This is a genomic window from Variovorax sp. Sphag1AA (assembly GCF_014192575.1).
GTDB lineage: Bacteria > Pseudomonadota > Gammaproteobacteria > Burkholderiales > Burkholderiaceae_C > Variovorax.
Genome location: NZ_JACHYC010000001.1, coordinates 1,247,343 through 1,266,041, shown reverse-complemented (window position 1 = coordinate 1,266,041; position 18,699 = coordinate 1,247,343). Strand labels below are relative to the sequence as shown.

The window sequence follows — 18,699 nt, the reverse complement described above, 5'->3', positions numbered from 1 at the left end:
GGAACTCTCCTGGGTGTGCGAGTCAGCGGACCGCCGTGCGGTCCAGCATGGCGAGGATGCCTTGGAGGGGCACAGGCACCCAGTCGAGGCGGTTGTCGAGTTCGTAGCGCAGTTCGTAGAACGCTTTCTCCAACTCGAAGAGCTTCAGCAACTGCTCGTCGACGGGGCCCAGCGTGGGCGAAAGCGCCTGGCTGTAGCCGGAGAGGAATGCGGCGCGCGTCTCCGCCTCCCACTCGCGCGCCGCGGCATCGAGGCGGGCCAGTTCGCCCACGTTCTGCGCCGCACGGCGCAGCGCGCTCCAGCGTGCGTAGTTGAAGGAACGCAGCATGCCGGCCACATCGCGCAGTGGCGATTGCTTGCCCCGCCGCTCCTCGATGGGGCGCGCCGGCTCGCCTTCGAAATCGATGATGACGAAGTCGTTGCGCGTGACCAGCACTTGTCCCAAGTGATAGTCGCCGTGGTAGCGCGTGCGCCGCCCTGTCTTTCCTTCGATCGACACATGGTTGATGAAGGTGTTGATTGCGTCCTGCATGCCCAGCAGGCGGGTTGCGTCCTCGGCCACCGAGCCCGGCGGGTTGGTGCGGATGTACTCGCGCAATTGCGCGAGCGTGGCGCCCGCTTCGGCGCGGATCGTGTCGCGCAGGCGCTGGAGGTCTTGCGCGGTCAGCGGCTCGGGTGCGAAGGCCTTGTTGTCGGTCGGCCGTCCGAGTGCGTTGTGCAGGTCGGCGGTGCGGCGCCCGAGTACTTCGATCAGCGCGATGAAGGCGCCGTGCGCATCGGCGAGCGAAGCGGGGTCGATGTCCCGCATCTCGTCGAGCACACGCTCCAGGTAGGCGAGCGTGTATTCCCAGCCGTCGCCCTGATTGGGCACGTAGGCCTGCAGCAGGCCAAGCGTCATTTCGGTGCCGTCGTTGCCGGTGTATTCGAGTGCGCCGACCACCGGCACGCCGTGCACGAAGCCGGCATCCTCCGCGAGGTAGCGGCCCATCTCGAGTTCCGGGTTGACGCCGGCCCGCACGTGCCGGTAGCCCTTGAGGAACAGCGTCTCGCCGAGCGTGACGACGGTGTTGCTGCTGACCGGGCTGGGCTGGCTCACGCGCAGTTCGTCGATCGCCTCGACCGGGAATTCGCGCCCCAGTGCAGTCGGCCTGAAGTGCAGCCGGCCGTGCGCGCTCTGCAGGGTGGTGTCCTTCACGATCGCGCGGATGAACTCGCGACAGAAGGGCTCGTCGTAGAAGGCGTCGGCCATCACGCCCACGTTGGCCTGCTGGCGCACCTTGGCGATGGCAGCGGGCTGCAAGCCCTTCATGCGGTCTTCGTCATGGTCTTCCCAGGCGAGTGCGAGCGGCATGAAGTAGATCGCCGGTTCAGGCGGGCCTTCGAGCGAGAGCAGCGGCAGCATCCAGCTGAAGCGGCCAATCTGCCAGACCGCCTGATCCCAGAACTGCGCACGCAGGATGAGCGCGCCCTTTGTTGCATACCAGCGCTGCGCCTCGATGTGCCGCGGCAGCGTGTCGGTCTCGACCTGCTTGCTGAGGCGGTCGGCGAAACCGATGCGCCACGGCATGACCTTTTCGCGGAACAGGCTGGTCCAGCCGTCAAAGAGCACCAGCACCGGCCGGTCGAGCAGGGCGACGCCTTCCTGGTGCCAGCTTGGCATGGGCGCCTCGTCGGTCAGCCTGAACCAGTAGAAGCCATGCGTCGGTAGCGTGAGCAGGTAAGGCAGCTCGCCGATCGGCGGGAACGAGGTGCGGCCCAGCATCTCGACCGGGATGCGGCCCTTGAACTCGGAAAGGTCCAGCTCCACCGGCTGCGCCGCTCGCGAGAGGTTGAACACCGAGAGGATCACGTCCTCGCCGTGCTGGCTGATGTAGGCGAGGATCTTGCGATTGCCGGGCTTGAGAAAGGTGCGGCGCCCGCGGCCGAACGCGCGGCTGGTCTTGCGCACTGCGAGCATGCGGCGGGTCCAGTGCAGGAGCGAACTCTTGTCGCGCAACTGCGTCTCGACGTTGACGGCTTCATAGCCGTACATCGCGTCCATGATCGGCTGCAGGTAGAGCCGCTGCGGGTCGGCGCGCGAGAAGCCGCCGTTGCGGTCAGGGCTCCATTGCATCGGCGTGCGTACGCCGTTGCGGTCGCCGACGAACACGTTGTCGCCCATGCCGATCTCGTCGCCGTAATAGATGATGGGCGAGCCCGGCATCGACAGCAGCATGCTGTTCATCAGCTTGATGCGGTCCTTGTCGTTGTCCATCAGCGGCGCGAGCCGGCGGCGGATGCCGAGGTTGATGCGTGCCTGCACATCCGCCGCGTAGGTGGTGTACATGTAGTCACGCTCGCGGTTGGTCACCATCTCCAGCGTGAGCTCGTCGTGGTTGCGCAGGAAGATGGCCCACTGGCAGTTGTCCGGGATGTCGGGCGTCTGCTGCATGATTTCGACGATCGGGTCGCGGTCTTCCTGCGCGATGGCCATGTACATGCGCGGCATCAGCGGGAAGTGATACGCCATGTGGCACTCGTCGCCTTCGCCGAAGTAGCCACGGACGTCCTCGGGCCACATGTTGGCTTCGGCAAGGAGGAAGCGGTTCTTGTAGTTGGCGTCGATCGCGGCGCGCAGCTTCTTGATGACCTCGTGCGTCTCCGGCAGGTTCTCGTTGGTGGTGCCGTCGCGCTCGATGAGGTATGGAATCGCATCGAGCCGAAAGCCGTCCACCCCCATGTCGAGCCAGAAGCGCATCACGCGGAACACCGCTTCGAGCACCTGTGGGTTGTCGAAGTTGAGGTCCGGCTGGTGGCTGAAGAAGCGGTGCCAGTAGTAGGCCTTCGCGACCGGGTCCCAGCTCCAGTTGGATTTCTCCGTGTCGGTGAAGATGATGCGGGTGCCGCTGTAGAGCGTGTCGGTGTCGCTCCACACGTAGAAGTCGCGCTCGGGCGAGCCGGGCGGCGCGGCGCGCGCGGCCTGGAACCACGGGTGGTCGCTCGATGTGTGGTTGATGACCAGCTCGATGATCACGCGCAGCTCGCGCTTGTGCGCCTCGTCGAGCATCTCGCGGAAATCGTCGAGCGTCCCGTAGGGCGGGTGCACGTCCTCGTAGGCGGCGATGTCGTAGCCATCGTCGCGCAATGGCGAGGGGTAGAAGGGCATCAGCCAGATGGTGTTGACGCCGAGCTCCTTCACGTAGTCGAGCTTGCCGGTGAGGCCCTTGAAGTCGCCCACGCCGTCGGCATTGGAATCGCTGAACGCCTTGATGTTGACCTGGTAGATCACGGCGTCGCGGTACCACGTCGGATCATCGGAGGTGTCGATCTCGGTGGTCTCGAGGACCAGTGCCGGCAGGGGAGCGTTCATGGGGTCACTCTCATGCGTAGTAGTCGAAGTCCCGCTCGTCGCGCAGGCGCCGCCGGACCGCCATGACGTGGGCCGGCATCCGATGCGGGTCGAGCTCGATGTAGTGATGCGTACCGCTCCAGACGAAGCGCTGGTCCGTCAGCAGGTCATGCATCTGGAAGGTGCGGTCGCGCGGCACGCCGATCAGGTCGGGGTCGAGATGCAGCCAGCCGATCTGCGTGTTGTGCGGATCGAGATTGACCACCGTGACCACCGCGCGGGATTCATCCGGAGATGTCTTCATGTAGGCGATGAGGTGGTCGTTCCCGATGTCGAGGAAGCGCAGGCTGTGGTCGTACTGCAAGGCGTCGTTGGCGCGGCGGATCTGGTTGATGCGCGCGATGAAGGGGCGCAGGCCCGCCTCGGCGCTCCAGTCCCAGTGGCGCAGCTGGTACTTCTCGGAATCGAGGTATTCCTCGCTCGACGGGCCACGCGGAAGGTGCTCCAGCAGCTCGTAGGCGGGCCCGTACATGCCGTAGTTGGCCGCCAGCGTCGCGGCGAGCACCAGGCGTGCCCTGAACACTGGCTCTTCGCCGGTCTGCAGTGCGGCATGAAGGATGTCCGGCGTGTTGGGCCACACGTTGGGGCGGAAGTACTCCCTACCCGGTGCTTCGTTCAGCTGGGTGAAGTATTCGGTGAGCTCTTCCTTGCTGTTGCGCCAGGTGAAGTAGGTGTAGGACTGCGTGTAGCCCAGCTTGGCGAGCCGGTGCATCACCTTCGGCCGGGTGAAGGCTTCGGCGAGGAAGATCGCTTCGGGGTGTTCGCGCTTTACCTCGGTGATGACCCATTCCCAGAAGGCAAACGACTTGGTGTGCGGGTTGTCGACGCGGAAGACGGTCACGCCCTGCGCGATCCAGTGATCGAACACCGATTTGAGTTCACTCCAGAGCCCCTGCCAGTCGGGGCTTTCGAAGTGAAAGGGATAGATGTCCTGGTATTTCTTCGGCGGGTTCTCTGCGTACTGCACCGTGCCATCCGGGCGCCAGCGGAACCAGGTCGGATGCTCCTTGACGTAGGGGTGGTCCGGCGCGCACTGGAAGGCGATGTCCATCGCGATGTCGATGCCCATGCGCGACGCGGCCGCGACCAGACGGCGGAAGTCCTCCGGCGTGCCGAGTTCGGGCAGCAGCGCCTTGTGGCCGCCTTCTGCCGCGCCGATGGCCCATGGGCTGCCGACGTCGCCGGGTTCCGGCGTGAGCGTGTTGTTGCGTCCCTTGCGTTGCACGCGACCGACGGGGTGGATCGGCGGCATGTAGAGCACATCGAAGCCCATCGACGCGATGAGGGGCAGCCTTTCTTCGACATCGCGGAAGGTGCCGTGCGCGCCGGGCGTCGACGAGGCCGAGCGGGGGAAGAGTTCGTACCAGGTGCTGAAGCGCGCGCGTTCGCGGTCGACCACGAGCGGGATCTCGGCCGCGAAGCGCGATTCGAGATGACGGTCTGGATGGCGCTCGGCGATCGCGGCGAATTCTTCGTCGAGCGCGAGTGCCTTCAGCGCGGCGACATCCATCGCGCTGTCGTTCGCGCCGTCTTCGAGGGAGCGCGCCCAGTGCGCGAGCGTCTCGCGATCGTCGCCCTTGGTGCGTTCGGCCGCGGCGGCAATTTCGATCGCGCCGGTGCGCGCGGCGATGCGGATGTCGTCCGCGTCGACGCGGCGGACCAGTTCATGCCGCCACGATTCGAAGGCATCGACCCAGGCCACCACCGTGTAGCGGTAGCGCCCCATGACCGGCGGCGTGAAGTCGGCAAGCCACTCGTCGTTGTAGCGCAGCTTCATCGCGACTTCGTGGCATCGCTCGTCGCCTTCCTTCCACCACTGGAGCATCACGCGCGGCACGTCGTGCCCGTCGGTGAACACATGCGCGGTGACGTGCACGCTTTCGCCAACGGTGCGCTTCACCGCAAAGCGACCGCCATCCACGATCGGCAGGACCGCATCGACCACCGCGCGGCTGCGGCCATCGACCACGTCGACCGGGACGGGCGCGTCGTCACGCAGCAGGAGTTTGCTGATCATCGACAACGACCTTCAGGAAGAGGGTGGAGAGAGGCGGCAGCGTGAGGCACACCGAATGGGGCTGCCCGTGCGAGCGCATCGGCGAGGCACGCACCGCGCCGAGGTTGCCCCAGCCCGAGCCGCCGAACACGCGCGCATCGGTGTTGAGGACTTCGGCCCAGGTGCCGTCGTTCGGAACGCCGACACAGTAGTTCTGGCGCGGAACCGGCGTCATGTTGCAGATCACGAGCACCGATCCGCTCGAGTGGGATCGTCGCAGGAACGCGACAACGCTTTGCTCGTGATCGTTGGGTTCCAGCCACTGGAAGCCATCGGATGAGAAGTCGAGCTCGTGCAGGGCCGGCTCCTGGCGCAGCAGGCGATTGAGTTCGCCCACGAGATGCTGCACGCCGCGATGCTTTTCGGATTGAAGCGAGCCCCATTCGAGCTCGCCTTCATGCGTCCATTCGCGCCGCTGCGCGAATTCCCCGCCCATGAAAAGCAGCTTCTTGCCCGGATGCGCCCACATGTACGACAGCATCAGCCGCAGATTGGCGAACTGTTGCCATTCGTCGCCGGGCATCTTGTTGATCAGCGATCCCTTGCCGTAGACGACTTCGTCGTGCGACAGGGGCAGAACGAAGTTTTCGCTGAAGGCGTAGACCATCGAGAAGGTCAGCCTGTGGTGGTGATAGCGCCGGTGCACCGGGTCCTCGCGCATGTAGGCGAGGGTGTCGTGCATCCAGCCCATGTTCCACTTCATGCCGAAGCCGAGCCCACCCATGTCGGTCGGGCGCGAGACCTGCGGCCACGCGGTGGACTCTTCGGCCACGGTAAAGGTGCCGGGGTGGTCCCGGTAGGTCGCGCGGTTGAGTTCCTGCAGGAAGTGGATCGCCTCGAGGTTCTCGCGGCCGCCGTGCCGGTTGGGAATCCAGCCGCTGCCCTGGCGCGCGTAGTCGAGATACAGCATCGACGCGACCGCATCGACCCGCAGACCGTCGAGGTGATACCGGTCGAGCCAGAAGAGGCCCGACGACATCAGGAAGCTGCGGACTTCGTTGCGGCCGTAGTTGAAGATGGCCGAGTTCCATTCCGGATGAAAGCCCTGGCGTGGGTCCGCATGCTCGTAGAGATGCGTGCCGTCGAACGATGCGAGGCCGTGCGGGTCGGTCGGGAAGTGCGACGGCACCCAGTCCAGCAGCACGCCGATGCCGCGCTGGTGCAGGTGGTCGACGAAGTACATGAAGTCCTGCGGCGTGCCATAGCGCGAAGTTGGTGCGAAATAGCCTGTGGTTTGATAACCCCACGATCCATAGAACGGATGCTCCGTAACCGGCATCAGCTCGACGTGCGTGAAGCCGATCGAGTTCACATACTCGGCCAGCGCATGCGCGAGATCGCGCCAGCCCATCGGCTGGCCGTCGTTGCGGCGCCACGAGCCCGCGTGGACTTCATAGATCGAAACCGGTGCATCGGCGGCGTTACGTTCGGCACGGTGCTGCATCCAGTCGGCATCGCTCCAGGTGTAGTCGAGTGACCAGATCCGCGACGCGGTGGCAGGCGGTTGTTCGGCGTAGCAGGCAAGCGGGTCGGCCTTTTCGAGCACGCGGCCGCCGCTTGCGGTGATGCGGTATTTGTAAGCTTGGCCGTGGCAGGCGCGCTGGCAGCGGCCTTCCCAGACGCCAGTCGAATCGGCGCGCGGCGTGAGCGGGTCGGCGTGGCCGTTCCAGTCGTTCCAGTCCCCGATGACCGATACAGACGTCGCATTCGGCGCCCAGACCCCGAAAGATGCGCCTTGCCCGTCGGCGGCCAGATGAGCGCCCAGCCTCTCATGCAGCCGGGAATGGGTGCCTTCCCGGAAGAGATAGGCGTCCATGGCGTCGAACGCCTGGGATACCTGGGTAGGGGGTGCAGCGCTCACGAGTTGTTCTTTCCACGTTGAGTGCCCCGGGCCAGGGCCGAACGTCCTTTCTATGACGCAGTGCTGCATCCGGGCAGGTATCGACCGCTCGTCCCGCTGTCGGACAGCGACTTACTGTAGAGCGGCCTGCGGCAGTGTTCAACTCGCCGGCTTGAGCGCGCGCTCCGGCAGCCGCACCGGCACGTAGGCCAGCCGGCGATCGCGCCAGACCAGCAGGGCGACGCTGCGACCCGGAGCGATGGTCGAGAGGGTGCGCTGGAAGTCTTCGATGTGGTCGATCCGGGTGTCGTTGACTGCCACGATGAGATCGCCCGCGCGGATGCCTTCGCTGCGAGCTGCGCCTGCCGCTTCGCGCACCACGAGGCCGCCGTCGATGCCGAGTTGCAGGCGCTGGGTGGACGACAGCTCGCCCAGGCTCAGGCCGAGGCCGTCGCCCCATTCGACAGCGGCGGTCGGCCGCAGGATGCTGCGCGGCGCGGCTTCTTCGGACAAGGTGACCCAGAGCGTGCGCGTGGCACCGCGTCGCCACACCTCCATCGCATTGCGGCTGCCCGCCCGGCCTTGCGATATCCGTTGTTGCAGTTCGGTCGAGCGCGTGATCGGCTTGCCATCGAACGCGGTCACCACGTCGCCGCGAAGCAGCCCGGCGGATCGCGCAGGGCCGTTCGGATCCACGCCCACCACGAGCGCGCCGGCCGGCTGCTTCAGGCCGAAGGACTGCGCCAGCGCGGGGGTCATCTCCTGGAAGTCGGCGCCAATGCGTGCGCGCTGCACGCGGCCGCTGGACTTGAGCTGCCCCGCGATCCGCATCGCGAGATTGATCGGCACCGCGAACGAGAGGCCCATGTAGCCGCCGCTGCCGCTGTAGATCATGGAATTGATGCCGACCACCTCGCCGCGGCTATTGAACAGAGGGCTCCCCGAGCTGCCGGGATTGATCGCGACATCGGTCTGGATGTAGGGCACTTCGCCGCCGCCGGCCACGTAGCGGTCGATGGCGCTCACCACGCCGGCTGTGACACTTCCGTGAAAACCGAACGGCGCGCCGATCGCCGCGACCCAGTCGCCGGGCGCGATCCCCGCCGAATCGCCGATGAGTGCTGGCGGAAGTCCGGTCGCATCGATCTTCATGAGCCCGACGTCGGTGCGCCGATCCACGCCGACCACGCGACCCGAAAAGCGCCGGCCGTCGTCGAGGCGAACCTGCGCTTCGTCCACGCCGGCGATCACATGCGCGCTTGTCAGGATCAGCCCGTCGCTCGTGAGGATCACGCCGGAAGCGAGATCGCGCGTCTGGCTGATGCGCACGCTGACGGGCAGCGGGTCGGCGAGCCGGTCGGCGAAGTCCAGCTCGGGCGCAATCTCCAGTTCCGCCGCCCGGTCGTCAGTCCCGATGCGCAGCGTGCTGATGTCGACGACGCTGGCGCTGCGGCTGGCGACGAGGGAAGAGAAGGCGGGGCTCGCGGCGGTCGATGCCGTGGGAGAGGGTGCGGCACCTCCGGGTTGCGCTTGCTGCAATGGAGGCGCAGACGCACACGCGGCCAGCAACAGGGCAAGGCCCAGCGCCGCGAGCCGGACGGGTGGGCGGCTCGTTGCACGTGGGTTCCGGCTGCCGCGCCGGACTGACGGGGTGGCGTTGCGCATGGCGTTCCGTTGGATCGCCTGCGCTGTGGGCTGGTTCCAGCCGCCGCCGCTAGCTCATGCCGTGCGGTGGGAAGCCGCGGTCATTCGAGCGCCACCGTGCCGCTGGGGAGATGCACGCGGAACGGTTCGCGTTCGGCGGCAGGCTCGGCTGCGGCCTCGGCCTGATCGGCCGCGCGCACCAGCAGTACGGGCGCCGGCGCAGAACGCAGGATGTGCTCGGCGCTGCTGCCGAGGAACAGGCGCTTGGCCCCTCGTCGACCGTGCGTGCCGAGCACGATGAGATCGGCGGGCCAGTTGGCGGCTTCCTGCGTCACGAGCTCATGCACCGGGCCTTCGAAGGTGTCGCGCAGCACGGTGTCCACGGTGATGCCGGCGGCTTCGACTTTCTGCCGGCACTCCGCCAGCAGCTTGGCGCCGGTCTCGCGCAGCAGTCCGGTCCAGTCGCCTGCGTAGCTGGCATAGGCGTCCATCGCCATCGCGGCGGACAACTCGTCGACCACATGGATCAGGCGCAGCCGTCCGTTGACGAGTCGCGCCACGTCGATCGCCTGGTCGAGGCCCTTCATCGAGGTCGCGCTTCCGTCGACGGGAACGAGGATCTGCTGGAACATGGAGCACTCCTTTGTTGTGAACGTTGGCAGTATGCGCCCCGGGGCGCACGGATGCGGTTGATGAATCTCAATGCCCGGACATCACCGCGTGCGGGGTTTCAACCGGCGCCGTGACCTGCCGCATGAATGCCGTCAGGGCGTCGACCCTGGGGATGTGAATGTCGCGGCGACCTTTCTCGAGAAACCGGATGACATCGCCGCGCGCCATGCGGGACAGGGCACGGCTCACAGTTTCGAGCGTCATGCCGAGGTAGTTGCCGATTTCCGCGCGAGTCATTCGCAGGGAGATCTGGTCCGTGCGAAGTCCCCGCTTCTCCATCGCCTCGGCCCAGTAGTGGAGGAAGCCCGCGACCCGCGCATCGGCAGGGAGCGCGCACAGGGACTGAAGGGATTCGTGATCGCGTGCGAGCTGCCTGCTCATTGCCTGGTGCAGCGCGCTGAGGAGGGCGGGTGTGCGGAGTGCGGCTTGCAGGAGGTCCTCGTAGCGGAACGACCAGACTTCGCCCGTGTCCATGGCAATCGCGTCGCAGCCGTAGTGCCCGCTTGCGATGCCGTCCAGCCCCAGCCAGTCGCCGCGGAAGTGCAAGGCGACTACCTGCTCGCGGCCTTCGCTGGACAGGTTCACCATCTTCACGAGACCGGAATTGACCACGTACAGCGAGCCAAAGTCCTGACCGACCTGGTAGATCGCGTCGCCGGCATGCACCATCCGGCGTTGCACGGGAAGCGTTGCCTGCACCAGATGGAGCGTGTCGGCAATTCGCTGCCCGAAGGAAATTTCTTCCACCGCGCGCCGACCGGATTCGCTTGTCATCGCCTTGCTCCTCTGTTGAATGGATGACTGTCAGCGTAGGCGACGTGTGAAACAGTTCGCTGAATGCCGAGGGCGGTTGCGTAACGGTGCGTGAATGCCATGTAAATGGCCTGCGGCATTGCGCTGCGTCAAACGAACGGATCCGCGCCTGCGCAATGCTGAGCGAACTCTGAGGAGCGCGCCATGAAATTCGTACCGCCCGCCGCCTGTGTTCTGCTGGGGGTTCTCCTGTCCGGTGCGCCCGCTGCCGCGCAATCGCGTGGAGAACTCCTCTACACCACCCACTGCGTGGCCTGCCACACGACGGAGGTTCACTGGCGCGACCGCCGGTTGGCAACGGATTGGGACAGCCTCCAGGCGCAGGTGTCGCGTTGGCAGGCCATCGGGTTCCTCGCCTGGAGCGACGACGACATCGCCGCCGTGACGAAGTACCTCAACGAGAGCTACTACGGATTCAAGCAGCCCGGCGGAAAGCCGCTGGTGCTCACGCCCGCGGCGAAACCCTGAGAGGTTTCTCGCTGCTGGGGCATTGGGAGTTCCGGAGGCTGCGGCCTCACTCTCCGGCCGCGTCGTCGCTTCTGCGGCCCGAGAGCGTGGCGTGAGTCTTCACCCTGCCGCGGCGGACCTGCTCGCTGTCTTCCAGCCTCCGACTTACGGCGTCGAAGGCATCTCGCAGCGCGATATAGGCATCGTGCTCGTGCGCATGCGAGACGATGAGTTCCCGGCCCGGCAGCGTCATGGCGACGCGAGCGGAAAAGAACCCGCCAGCCTGCCCGTGCCGTGACTCCCTCGAGATGGCCACGCGGCACGCCGTCAGGTCCGCGAAGTGCCGCTCGAGATGCTCGACGCGCGATCGCGCGAGATCTTCGACCGCGTCAGAGTGCGCGAGGCCATCGAACTGGAGCGTAAAAGGAAGGTTCATGTCGGGTTCCGAAATCATGTCAATACGATCGCGCATCTGCGTCGCGGTGGGTTTGCGCTGGCGCAAGTCTTCGCACGATTGAGGGGGAGCCTTTACTTGCCCGGAGCCTGCTGTGGGGAAGAGCCCGCACCGCGAGCCGCCTCGACCGCTCTGGCCGCAGCTTCGTGGGCCGCTTGGGCGGCCCTGCGCGTCACCTCGGCAGCGGTCTGGAGGGCCGCCCGTGCACTTTGGGCTGCCTTCTCGGCCTCTTCCCCGGTTGACTGCGCAGCCATCCTGGCCGCTTCTTCTGCTCGTTTCAGCGCCTCCTCTGTGGCCTTGGTCGCCTTCCTGCTTTCTTCCAACGCTGCGTTGGCAGCCTCCCTGCTGGCGTCCAGTGCAATTGCGGACGAAGCCGATGCCTTGGCCTCGAAGCGTTGGGCGGCCTCGGCGGCCTTCTGCGCGGCGCGTCGAATGCCTTCCGCCAGCGCCTTGGAAATCTTTCCTGCGTTGACCTTGCCTTTCTCGGCAGCAGCATTCGCTGCGTCGGCCGCCTTCTTCGCCGCGCTTTGCGCCTCTTGAGCGGCCTTGCTGGCGGCGTCCTTGGCTTTCTGGGAGGGCGTCGACACCGGGCTGAGTTGGCCCGGAGGATCCAGTCCAGCAGCAGCGCATGCGATGCCGACGGTGAGGGCAAGAAGAGGGATCAGGGCTTTCGTCCGCATGGCTTTCTCCGGAGGTCCACTCGGCTAGCTTCACGTGGGAAACGCCAGGGGCGTTTGAGCTATCGCAAGTTTTCGAGCCGTTCGATGAACACGCACTGCGCCGGGTTGATGCGCCGTCGCGCTTCCTCCGTTGCGAACCATTCGGCGCGATCGACCTCCGGGTAGCGCACGAGCCGCCCCGAGCGAGGTGGCCATTCGAGTTCGAAGGTGTTCGAGACCAGCGCATTCGGGTCGCAGTCACCCTCAAATGCCCAGGCCGTGACAAGCTTTCCGCCCTGCGGTTTGGCTTCGCCGAGGCTGTGATGAATGTCGCCCGACGGAAATCCGGTCTCCTCGGTGAATTCCCGCTTCGCCGCGGCGAGCGCATCCTCCGTCGCGCTGTCGTACTCGCCCTTCGGTATCGACCACGCGCCCGCGTCCTTTTTCGCCCAGAACGGCCCACCCGGATGCACGAGCAGCACCTCGGTCGAGCCGCCCTTGCGTCGGTACATGAGCAGCCCCGCGCTTCGTCTTGTCATGAGAAAGACGCCTCGGGCCCGGGCACTCATTGGACCGAAGCGGCGCAGAACGACGCCAGTTCGGTCACTACCTGGTTGGCAGCCTGCTGCGCGGCGATCACGCCGCCATAGGGATCGTCGGTTGGCGCATTGACCCGCGCATCGAACTCGCGGCTCGCAACGACCTTGCGCGTCGCGGTGTCTATGAGCACCGCGTGCAGCGTGAGGCGCACATGGCTCGGGGTCGTCGAGAAGTCCTGCTGAAGTCGCGCGATCTCAGTCTCCAGCCGGTACAGGCCGATCGCAGAGGTGGGGCTGCCCAGCACGGCGTGGAACGCGCCCGTGCGTTCGATGGCGCGCACCATCTTCGGCGCGAGCATGTTCGACGGTGTATCGACCCACTGGTTGTGCGCGAAGTACTCGATCTCGTAGGGCCGGCGCACGTAGGCGATCTGCGAAGTGTCGAAGCCCGGTGCGGCACGCGGCAGGTTGACGATCAATGTGCGCGAGGTCGCGGCAGGCGCAGTGGCGGCGGGGGCATCCATCTCGCCGGAGAGCGCGAACAGCGCAGGCGATGCGGCCGGTTCCGGTAGCAGCGATCTCGCGCAACCGCCCAACAGGGCCGGGAGCAGGGCGGCGGCCAGCATGGCGCTGGCGGGGGCGCGGCATCTGCGCATCATGGCTGGGCCCTTTCGCCGGGGCCGGGCTTTCTCGGGGGAGCGCCCACCAGCAGGCTGTTCGGATTGCGCTGCGTCTGTTCGCTCAGGCGCTGCAAGGACGCGGTGAGCTGGTTCAGCTCGCTCAGCAGATTCGCCAGCGGGGGAGCGGTGTCGGCGCTGAGTGCCTGGAAGCTGCCCGCCGCTGACTCGACGCTGCGGCCCACGCGGTCACTCGCTGCATTGACCTTGTCGGCCATTTTTTCGACCGATTCGGCGGCCTTCGCGACCCGGTCGACCGCGAGCCCGAGATGCTCGCTCGCGCGCGACGTGTTGCGCGCAGTGCGCGCCGCATCCGCGATGCCGCTGGCGAGCTCGGCCTGCTGCGCCGCCAGCGTATGGGTCAGGGTCGCGGTGTCCGCGAGCATCTGCTTCAGCGCGGCTCGGGTGTCGGCGTCGAAGACCGCGTTCAGGTTGGAGGACATGCGGTCCACACTGGCAAGCACCGTGGAGAGCACGCTTTCGAGCCGGGTGCTCAGCGAGGGCTTGGAGGGAATGGTGGGAATGTCGTCGGCATTGGCGCCACGAAGCGGCGGCGAATCGGCCGTGCCTCCGCTGAGTTCGACATAGGCGATGCCGGTGAGCCCCTGCGTCTTCAACACCGCCTCGGTGTCCTTCTTGATCGGCGTTCCCTGCTCGATCAGGAAGCGCAGGCGGACCTGGCTCGAATCCGCCGGGTCGATGGCGATTTCCTTGACCTTGCCGACATCGACCCCGAGGTACTTGACCGGCGCATCCACATTCAGCCCGGCCACCGACTCGCGCATGATCGACTGGTACGTGCCGTAGTGCTTGCCGCCATGGGCGCCGGCCGCGAGCCACAGCACGCCGGCCACGAGCGCCGCGCCGAGCAGGAGCACGAAGGTGCCGACCAGTGCGTAGTTCACCTTGTCGTCCATGGCGTCTCCTTGTCGCGCTGCCGATGCGCTGCCGATGCGGCGGCTCGTTGGCGCGGTCCTTCGAAGTAACCGCGCACGATCGGGTGGTCGTGCCTCGACAGCTCTTCCATCGAGCCGCTGGCCAGCACGCGACCTTCGCCGAGCACCGCGACGCGGTCGCAGGCTTGCCAGAGAAGATCGAGGTCGTGCGTGATGATCACGATCGTCAATCCGTACATCGCGTGGGTGCGCAGGATCAGCTCGCTCACGCCTGCGGCGCTGTCCGGGTCCAGCCCGGAGGTGGGTTCGTCGAGAAACAGCAGCTCGGGATCGAGCGCGATGGCCCGCGCCAGCGATGCGCGCTTGAGCATTCCGCCGCTGAACTCGCCCGGTTGCTTCAGGCCGGCATCGGGCGGCAGGCCGGTCAGGGACAGCTTCCATTCAGCGATGCGGTCGATCAGCGCGCGATCGAGTCGGCTGTGCTCGCGAAGCGGAAGCCCGATGTTCTCCCGCACAGTGAGTGCGCTGAACAATCCGCCATGCTGGAACATGACGCCCCATCGCAGCCGCAGCGCATGGGCCTCCGGCAATGTGAGCGTCGCGATGTCGTGGCCGAACAGGCGGATCGATCCCGATGTGGGCCGCTGCAGCAGGATCATCTCGCGCATGAGCACGGACTTGCCCGATCCGCTGCCGCCCGCGATCGCGAGGATCTCGCCGCGCCGGACGTCGAGGTCGAGGTCAGTGTGAACTGCATGGCTGCCGAAACGGGTGCAGACCTTGTTCATCGCGATCACCGTGTCGGCTGGCAGCGTCATGCTTGCAGGCGCCCTAGAGGTCAAGCATGTTGAACGCGATGGAAAACAGCGCGTCTGCGACGATCACCAGGAAGATCGACTGCACGACGCTCTTCGTCGTCTGCCTGCCCACGCTGTCGGCGCTGCCGCGGGTGCGGAAGCCCTGGTAGCAGCCGATCAGTGCGATCACGACTGCGAACACCAGCGACTTGCCCACGCCCACCAATAGCGTGGACCCGTGCATCTCCCGGCCAAAGCGATCGATGAATTCCGGAAAGCCGATGTCGAGTTGCACGCGCGCCATCACCATGCCGCCCAGGACGCCGGTCATGTCCGCGAACACCGTGAGCAGCGGCAGCGCGATGGCGAGCGCCAGGACCTTCGGCAGCACGAGCAGCTCGATCGGATCGATCGCGATGGTCCGCATGGCGTCGACTTCCTCCGTGACGACCATCGTGCCGATCTGGGCCGCATAAGCGGAGCCCGAACGTCCGGCGATGATGATCGCGCTGATGAGCGGCGCGAACTCGCGCAGCATGGCGTATCCGACCAGATCGACCACGAACACGTTGGCGCCGTAGTGCCGGAGCTGGTCAGCGCCCTGGTAGGCGACAACCACGCCGAGCAGGAATGATGTGAGTCCGATGATCGGGAGTGCATCGAATCCGTCGATCTGCACGTTGCGCCACACGGTGCGCCAGCGGATGCGTCTCGGGCGCATCAGCAGCCCCAGCGCAGCCATGGCCGCCTGTCCGACGAAGTGCAGCAGCCCGAGCGTCTCCTGCGCCGAAGCGTCGGCAAGTCGGCCGAGGCGTTCCAGGGGAGACCGTGCGGGCGGCTGCGGCAACGGGCGATCGGGCTGCTCGCCGACCAGCGTCATCAATGTCTGCATGCGCGGTGACCAGTTACGCAATGAGGCCGCTGCGCCGTGCCGACGCAGCCACTCCTGGAGCACCCACACGCCCGCGCTGTCGATGGCCGCAAGCGACGTGCCATCCAGGACGATCGTGCCGGCGCCGCACGCGTGCGCATCGAGCGCGTTCGGCATGTCGCCCAGCCCGTGAACCGTCCAGTTGCCGGAGAGCGACCATCCACCGTCAACCAGTGGGGACATGCTGGCTCGCGACGATTCCACGAGGTGTGCCTTCGTGGTGTCGAACATGGTCTCCTTCGCGCGATGAATGGATTACCCGATGTTAGGAACCGAGATCGGCGACGGGTTGACGTATGTCAAGTGTTTGCCTTGACCGTGCCTCAATGCGGCAGACTTGCCCGCACGGCAGGCCAGGTGACCTCCACGCCCATCATGGCGCGCGCGTAGAGGTAGTTCAGGCGTCCGCGTTCGCTGAGCGAATCGAGGTCGACGTGACCCATTCCGTCGCATGGGAAGCTATAGGAACGCCGATTGGAGAACAGGGCGTCGAAGCGGAGTTCGTATGTGCCGTCAGCAGAAGAGGTGGCCATTTGAGTCTCCTGATTGAAGTGATCCCGTGAAGTCAATCTAGTCGCCGTGCGTGGCGGGGCCGTCAATGGCGGGAAACGGAAGGCAACACTGCGTGAATGACCCGTGTCGATTGATCTGTGTCATGGCATGTCTCGAGGCGCTCCCTAGAGTGAGAGCTCCAACATTTCACTCACGGAGATCCCATGAACATCGCCAGTCTGTGCCGCCGAGAAGTTGTCGCCGTTCCCGCAGTGGCCTCCCTCCCGCAAGTCGCGGCACGTATGTCAGAAGAGCACGTCGGCTCAGTGGTCATCGTCTCCGGTGATGACCCACCACGCGTCACGGGCATCCTCACCGATCGTGATCTCGCACTTGATGTCGTCGGAAGCGGCCAGTCAGGCAGCAATCTGAGCGCGGGCGATCTCGCCAGGAAGTCGCTCGTCGCAGTGCCTGGAAGCGCCAGTGTTCAGGAGGCCACCGCTGCCATGGAGAAGGCAGGCGTGCGCCGCGTCCTCGTCGTTGATGAGGCGGGCAGGGTGATCGGCCTCGTGGCCGCCGAGGATCTGATGGCTGCCATTGCGGACGAACTTGCGCAGCTCGCACGCGCCTTGCGGGGCGGAATCGAGCGCGAAAAGAAAGAACACAAGCCGGGTTCCACTCCCGTTGGACCGCGCCCGGTTTTCCCCGCCTTCGGGACCGGAGTGAAATGACGCAGGTCAATCAGGCAGGATCGGCCAGTAGAGCGTCGAGGAGGTCGTGCCCCTGGCGATCTTCACGTTGGCAGTACGAACGATGCCCCGGTAGGTAGCGCGCACACGGTAGGCCCCTGGAGCCAGAACCACGTAGAGGAGGGGGCCGCAGTCCTTGAAGGGGCCGAGCGCAGCCCCGGGGCCGAGAGGTTCGATGAGCACATCCACTCCCGTGAGGTAGGCCCCCGTCCCGGTTTCCGCAAAGGTCAGCTGGAGGTTGTAGAGGGTTCGGCTCAACTGCATGCGCTGCTGGTCCTCCTCCCCGATGCCTCCGGTGGCATGAGCGCCGGGAGCAAGAAGTGGAGGCGTGGCCTGCAGAGCCAGTGCGGCCGCGCACAGCGCGTTCAGGAGCACGGCCAGCGCGAGACGCAATGCGGACGGTCGCATGATGCGCGAGCCCGATCAGCGCCGGCTGTCGGGGAGAAAGGTGCGCACGAAGTCGAGCGACGACACGACACCGGCGATGCCTTGGCGATCGGTGACGACCACGTGGTGGATGCCGCGTTCGACCATCAGGTCGGCAACCATGGTGATCGGCGTCTCGGCATCGACGATGACGGGCTTGTAACTGCACATCTGCCACGCACGCGTCGCTCCGGCGTCGCGGGCTTGCGCGTGAAAGGCGATGAGGTCCGTGGCGCTGATGACGCCGGCCACGTCGCGCTTCGTCGGCTCCAGTACGGGTACCCAGGTCAGATGCAGTTCTGACAGCAGGGCCTCCACCTGTGCCACGGTGTCGTCCATGCCGACGCTGACAACGGGGCGTTGCATGAGGGATGAGATGGATTGATTCACCGCAGCTCCCGTTCAGTGAGCCATGAGCACAGGGAGCGTCATCGAGTCCAGCACGGTGCGCGTGGCGCCGCCCAGCAACAGCTCCCTCGCACGGCTGTGTCCGTAGCACCCCATCACCAGCAGATCGGCATCGCAGTCGGATGCGATCGACAGGAGCTGCTCCCCGGCATCCTGCTCTGTGAGGCGAGCGTGCTCATGCACGCGCTCGATGCCATACAGATGGAGGTAGTCGCGAACCTTCACCGGTATTGGCAGCATCTCATCTCCATCCTCTTCGACGAGATGAACGTGATGTGCGTTCTGCAAGAAGGGAATGGCCGCTGCGAGCGCGCGGGCGCATTCGCGGGTGGGCTTCCATGCCAGCAAGACAATGTCCGGGGAATGGGCGATTTCGCCTGTATGGGGAACGACCAATGCAGGGCGCCCGCTGCCGATGATGACGGACTCGACGAAATCCCCGGGTACGTCGGAGCCCTCGAGGTCGTCCGGATCTCGTTGCCCCAGGAAGAGAAGATCCGCAAGGAGGGCCCGCCGCGTAAAAGTATCGACAACGGGAGCCCCGTCCGAATCGAGCCATTCGCAAGGCTGGCCGGACAGCACGCAGGACTGGTCGTAGACGGCCAGCGCATGCCGGCGATGCTCGGCCTCCATCCTGATGTCGGGGGGCAGCGGCGGGATGCCAGGGCCCAAGGGCAGCAATGGGAGATGGCTTCGTTCGATTGCCAACAGTGCGCTGACGCGGGCTCGCCAGGGAAGCGCAAGTCGCAGCGCGAGGTCCAGGCGGGCTCCAGCGCGCAGCGTGCCGTCCAGGTGAACAAGAAGGGATTGA

The 18,699-nt window shown here is 65.9% G+C and carries 19 protein-coding genes; 2 read left to right on the top strand and 17 right to left on the bottom strand.

Annotated elements, in window-relative coordinates:
- Positions 1-22: 22 nt before the first annotated feature.
- The 6 genes from treS to FHW64_RS06140 all read right to left on the bottom strand — a co-directional run bounded on the left by treS (position 23) and on the right by FHW64_RS06140 (position 10,374).
- Positions 23-3,349, bottom strand: a complete 3,327-nt coding sequence (gene treS, locus FHW64_RS06165; RefSeq protein ID WP_184524012.1) for a maltose alpha-D-glucosyltransferase — start codon at positions 3,347-3,349, stop codon at positions 23-25.
- Positions 3,350-3,359: 10 nt separating this feature from the next.
- Positions 3,360-5,405 carry an alpha-1,4-glucan--maltose-1-phosphate maltosyltransferase gene (locus FHW64_RS06160; protein WP_184524010.1) on the bottom strand — a complete coding sequence of 682 codons (2,046 nt, stop codon included), beginning with the start codon at positions 5,403-5,405 and terminating at the stop codon, positions 3,360-3,362.
- Positions 5,380-7,260 (bottom strand): 1,4-alpha-glucan branching protein GlgB, encoded by a 1,881-nt coding sequence (glgB, locus tag FHW64_RS06155; protein WP_260303703.1) that lies wholly within the window; start codon positions 7,258-7,260, stop codon positions 5,380-5,382. The genes FHW64_RS06160 and glgB overlap by 26 nt, the downstream gene beginning before the upstream one ends.
- Positions 7,261-7,443: 183 nt before the next feature.
- Complete coding sequence (locus tag FHW64_RS06150; RefSeq protein WP_184524006.1) at positions 7,444-8,949, bottom strand: trypsin-like peptidase domain-containing protein; 1,506 nt, start codon at positions 8,947-8,949, stop codon at positions 7,444-7,446.
- A gap of 80 nt (positions 8,950-9,029) precedes the next feature.
- Positions 9,030-9,560, bottom strand: a complete 531-nt coding sequence (locus FHW64_RS06145) for a universal stress protein (protein WP_184524004.1) — start codon at positions 9,558-9,560, stop codon at positions 9,030-9,032.
- Between the two features lie 67 nt (positions 9,561-9,627).
- On the bottom strand, positions 9,628-10,374 hold the full coding sequence (locus FHW64_RS06140; RefSeq protein WP_184524002.1) for a Crp/Fnr family transcriptional regulator: 747 nt from the start codon (positions 10,372-10,374) through the stop codon (positions 9,628-9,630).
- A gap of 183 nt (positions 10,375-10,557) precedes the next feature.
- On the opposite strand from FHW64_RS06140, the gene FHW64_RS06135 reads away from it, so the two are divergent.
- Complete coding sequence (locus tag FHW64_RS06135) at positions 10,558-10,881, top strand: cytochrome C (protein ID WP_184524000.1); 324 nt, start codon at positions 10,558-10,560, stop codon at positions 10,879-10,881.
- 46 nt (positions 10,882-10,927) lie between these two features.
- On the opposite strand, the gene FHW64_RS06130 is transcribed toward FHW64_RS06135, so the two are convergent.
- The 8 genes from FHW64_RS06130 to FHW64_RS06095 all read right to left on the bottom strand — a co-directional run bounded on the left by FHW64_RS06130 (position 10,928) and on the right by FHW64_RS06095 (position 16,346).
- The gene (locus tag FHW64_RS06130; RefSeq protein WP_184523998.1) at positions 10,928-11,362 is read right to left on the bottom strand and encodes an HPF/RaiA family ribosome-associated protein; all 435 of its coding nucleotides are present in this window, start codon (positions 11,360-11,362) and stop codon (positions 10,928-10,930) included.
- Between the two features lie 26 nt (positions 11,363-11,388).
- A complete protein-coding gene (locus tag FHW64_RS06125; RefSeq protein ID WP_184523996.1) occupies positions 11,389-11,994 on the bottom strand; it encodes a hypothetical protein in 606 nt (201 codons plus the stop codon).
- Positions 11,995-12,053: 59 nt separating this feature from the next.
- Positions 12,054-12,512, bottom strand: coding sequence for an NUDIX domain-containing protein (locus tag FHW64_RS06120; protein ID WP_184523994.1), 459 nt, complete (start codon positions 12,510-12,512; stop codon positions 12,054-12,056).
- A 26-nt stretch (positions 12,513-12,538) separates the two neighbouring features.
- Complete coding sequence (locus FHW64_RS06115) at positions 12,539-13,171, bottom strand: ABC-type transport auxiliary lipoprotein family protein (protein WP_184523992.1); 633 nt, start codon at positions 13,169-13,171, stop codon at positions 12,539-12,541.
- Positions 13,168-14,106: an MlaD family protein gene (locus FHW64_RS06110; protein WP_184523990.1), complete on the bottom strand. Its 939-nt coding sequence runs from the start codon at positions 14,104-14,106 to the stop codon at positions 13,168-13,170. Before FHW64_RS06110 ends, FHW64_RS06115 begins: the two co-directional genes overlap by 4 nt.
- A complete protein-coding gene (locus tag FHW64_RS06105) occupies positions 14,091-14,903 on the bottom strand; it encodes an ABC transporter ATP-binding protein (protein ID WP_184523988.1) in 813 nt (270 codons plus the stop codon). Before FHW64_RS06105 ends, FHW64_RS06110 begins: the two co-directional genes overlap by 16 nt.
- A gap of 13 nt (positions 14,904-14,916) precedes the next feature.
- The gene (locus FHW64_RS06100; protein ID WP_260303659.1) at positions 14,917-16,044 is read right to left on the bottom strand and encodes an ABC transporter permease; all 1,128 of its coding nucleotides are present in this window, start codon (positions 16,042-16,044) and stop codon (positions 14,917-14,919) included.
- A gap of 92 nt (positions 16,045-16,136) precedes the next feature.
- On the bottom strand, positions 16,137-16,346 hold the full coding sequence (locus tag FHW64_RS06095) for a hypothetical protein (RefSeq protein ID WP_184523986.1): 210 nt from the start codon (positions 16,344-16,346) through the stop codon (positions 16,137-16,139).
- A gap of 183 nt (positions 16,347-16,529) precedes the next feature.
- Here FHW64_RS06095 and FHW64_RS06090 point away from each other — a divergent pair, with 183 nt between their 5' ends.
- On the top strand, positions 16,530-17,036 hold the full coding sequence (locus FHW64_RS06090) for a CBS domain-containing protein (RefSeq protein ID WP_184523984.1): 507 nt from the start codon (positions 16,530-16,532) through the stop codon (positions 17,034-17,036).
- Between the two features lie 6 nt (positions 17,037-17,042).
- Here the strand turns inward: FHW64_RS06090 and FHW64_RS06085 are convergent, their stop codons facing one another.
- From FHW64_RS06085 to FHW64_RS06075, 3 genes are all read right to left on the bottom strand, one after another.
- Entirely contained in the window at positions 17,043-17,318 is a 276-nt protein-coding gene (locus tag FHW64_RS06085) for a hypothetical protein (RefSeq protein WP_184523982.1), read from the bottom strand.
- A 159-nt stretch (positions 17,319-17,477) separates the two neighbouring features.
- Positions 17,478-17,846 (bottom strand): HPP family protein, encoded by a 369-nt coding sequence (locus FHW64_RS06080; protein WP_221210157.1) that lies wholly within the window; start codon positions 17,844-17,846, stop codon positions 17,478-17,480.
- Positions 17,847-17,882: 36 nt separating this feature from the next.
- Positions 17,883-18,521 carry a universal stress protein gene (locus tag FHW64_RS06075; RefSeq protein WP_260303658.1) on the bottom strand — a complete coding sequence of 213 codons (639 nt, stop codon included), beginning with the start codon at positions 18,519-18,521 and terminating at the stop codon, positions 17,883-17,885.
- Positions 18,522-18,699 lie beyond the last annotated feature (178 nt).

Coding starts and splice junctions, on each gene's coding strand:
- treS (WP_184524012.1), bottom strand. CDS start 3,349: ATGAACGCTCCCCTGCCGGCACTGGTCCTCGAGACCACCGAGATCGAC.
- FHW64_RS06160 (WP_184524010.1), bottom strand. CDS start 5,405: ATGATCAGCAAACTCCTGCTGCGTGACGACGCGCCCGTCCCGGTCGAC.
- glgB (WP_260303703.1), bottom strand. CDS start 7,260: ATGGACGCCTATCTCTTCCGGGAAGGCACCCATTCCCGGCTGCATGAG.
- FHW64_RS06150 (WP_184524006.1), bottom strand. CDS start 8,949: ATGCGCAACGCCACCCCGTCAGTCCGGCGCGGCAGCCGGAACCCACGT.
- FHW64_RS06145 (WP_184524004.1), bottom strand. CDS start 9,560: ATGTTCCAGCAGATCCTCGTTCCCGTCGACGGAAGCGCGACCTCGATG.
- FHW64_RS06140 (WP_184524002.1), bottom strand. CDS start 10,374: ATGACAAGCGAATCCGGTCGGCGCGCGGTGGAAGAAATTTCCTTCGGG.
- FHW64_RS06135 (WP_184524000.1), top strand. CDS start 10,558: ATGAAATTCGTACCGCCCGCCGCCTGTGTTCTGCTGGGGGTTCTCCTG.
- FHW64_RS06125 (WP_184523996.1), bottom strand. CDS start 11,994: ATGCGGACGAAAGCCCTGATCCCTCTTCTTGCCCTCACCGTCGGCATC.
- FHW64_RS06120 (WP_184523994.1), bottom strand. CDS start 12,512: ATGACAAGACGAAGCGCGGGGCTGCTCATGTACCGACGCAAGGGCGGC.
- FHW64_RS06115 (WP_184523992.1), bottom strand. CDS start 13,171: ATGATGCGCAGATGCCGCGCCCCCGCCAGCGCCATGCTGGCCGCCGCC.
- FHW64_RS06110 (WP_184523990.1), bottom strand. CDS start 14,106: ATGGACGACAAGGTGAACTACGCACTGGTCGGCACCTTCGTGCTCCTG.
- FHW64_RS06105 (WP_184523988.1), bottom strand. CDS start 14,903: ATGACGCTGCCAGCCGACACGGTGATCGCGATGAACAAGGTCTGCACC.
- FHW64_RS06100 (WP_260303659.1), bottom strand. CDS start 16,044: ATGTTCGACACCACGAAGGCACACCTCGTGGAATCGTCGCGAGCCAGC.
- FHW64_RS06095 (WP_184523986.1), bottom strand. CDS start 16,346: ATGGCCACCTCTTCTGCTGACGGCACATACGAACTCCGCTTCGACGCC.
- FHW64_RS06090 (WP_184523984.1), top strand. CDS start 16,530: ATGAACATCGCCAGTCTGTGCCGCCGAGAAGTTGTCGCCGTTCCCGCA.
- FHW64_RS06085 (WP_184523982.1), bottom strand. CDS start 17,318: ATGCAGTTGAGCCGAACCCTCTACAACCTCCAGCTGACCTTTGCGGAA.
- FHW64_RS06080 (WP_221210157.1), bottom strand. CDS start 17,846: ATGCAACGCCCCGTTGTCAGCGTCGGCATGGACGACACCGTGGCACAG.
- FHW64_RS06075 (WP_260303658.1), bottom strand. CDS start 18,521: ATGGAGGCCGAGCATCGCCGGCATGCGCTGGCCGTCTACGACCAGTCC.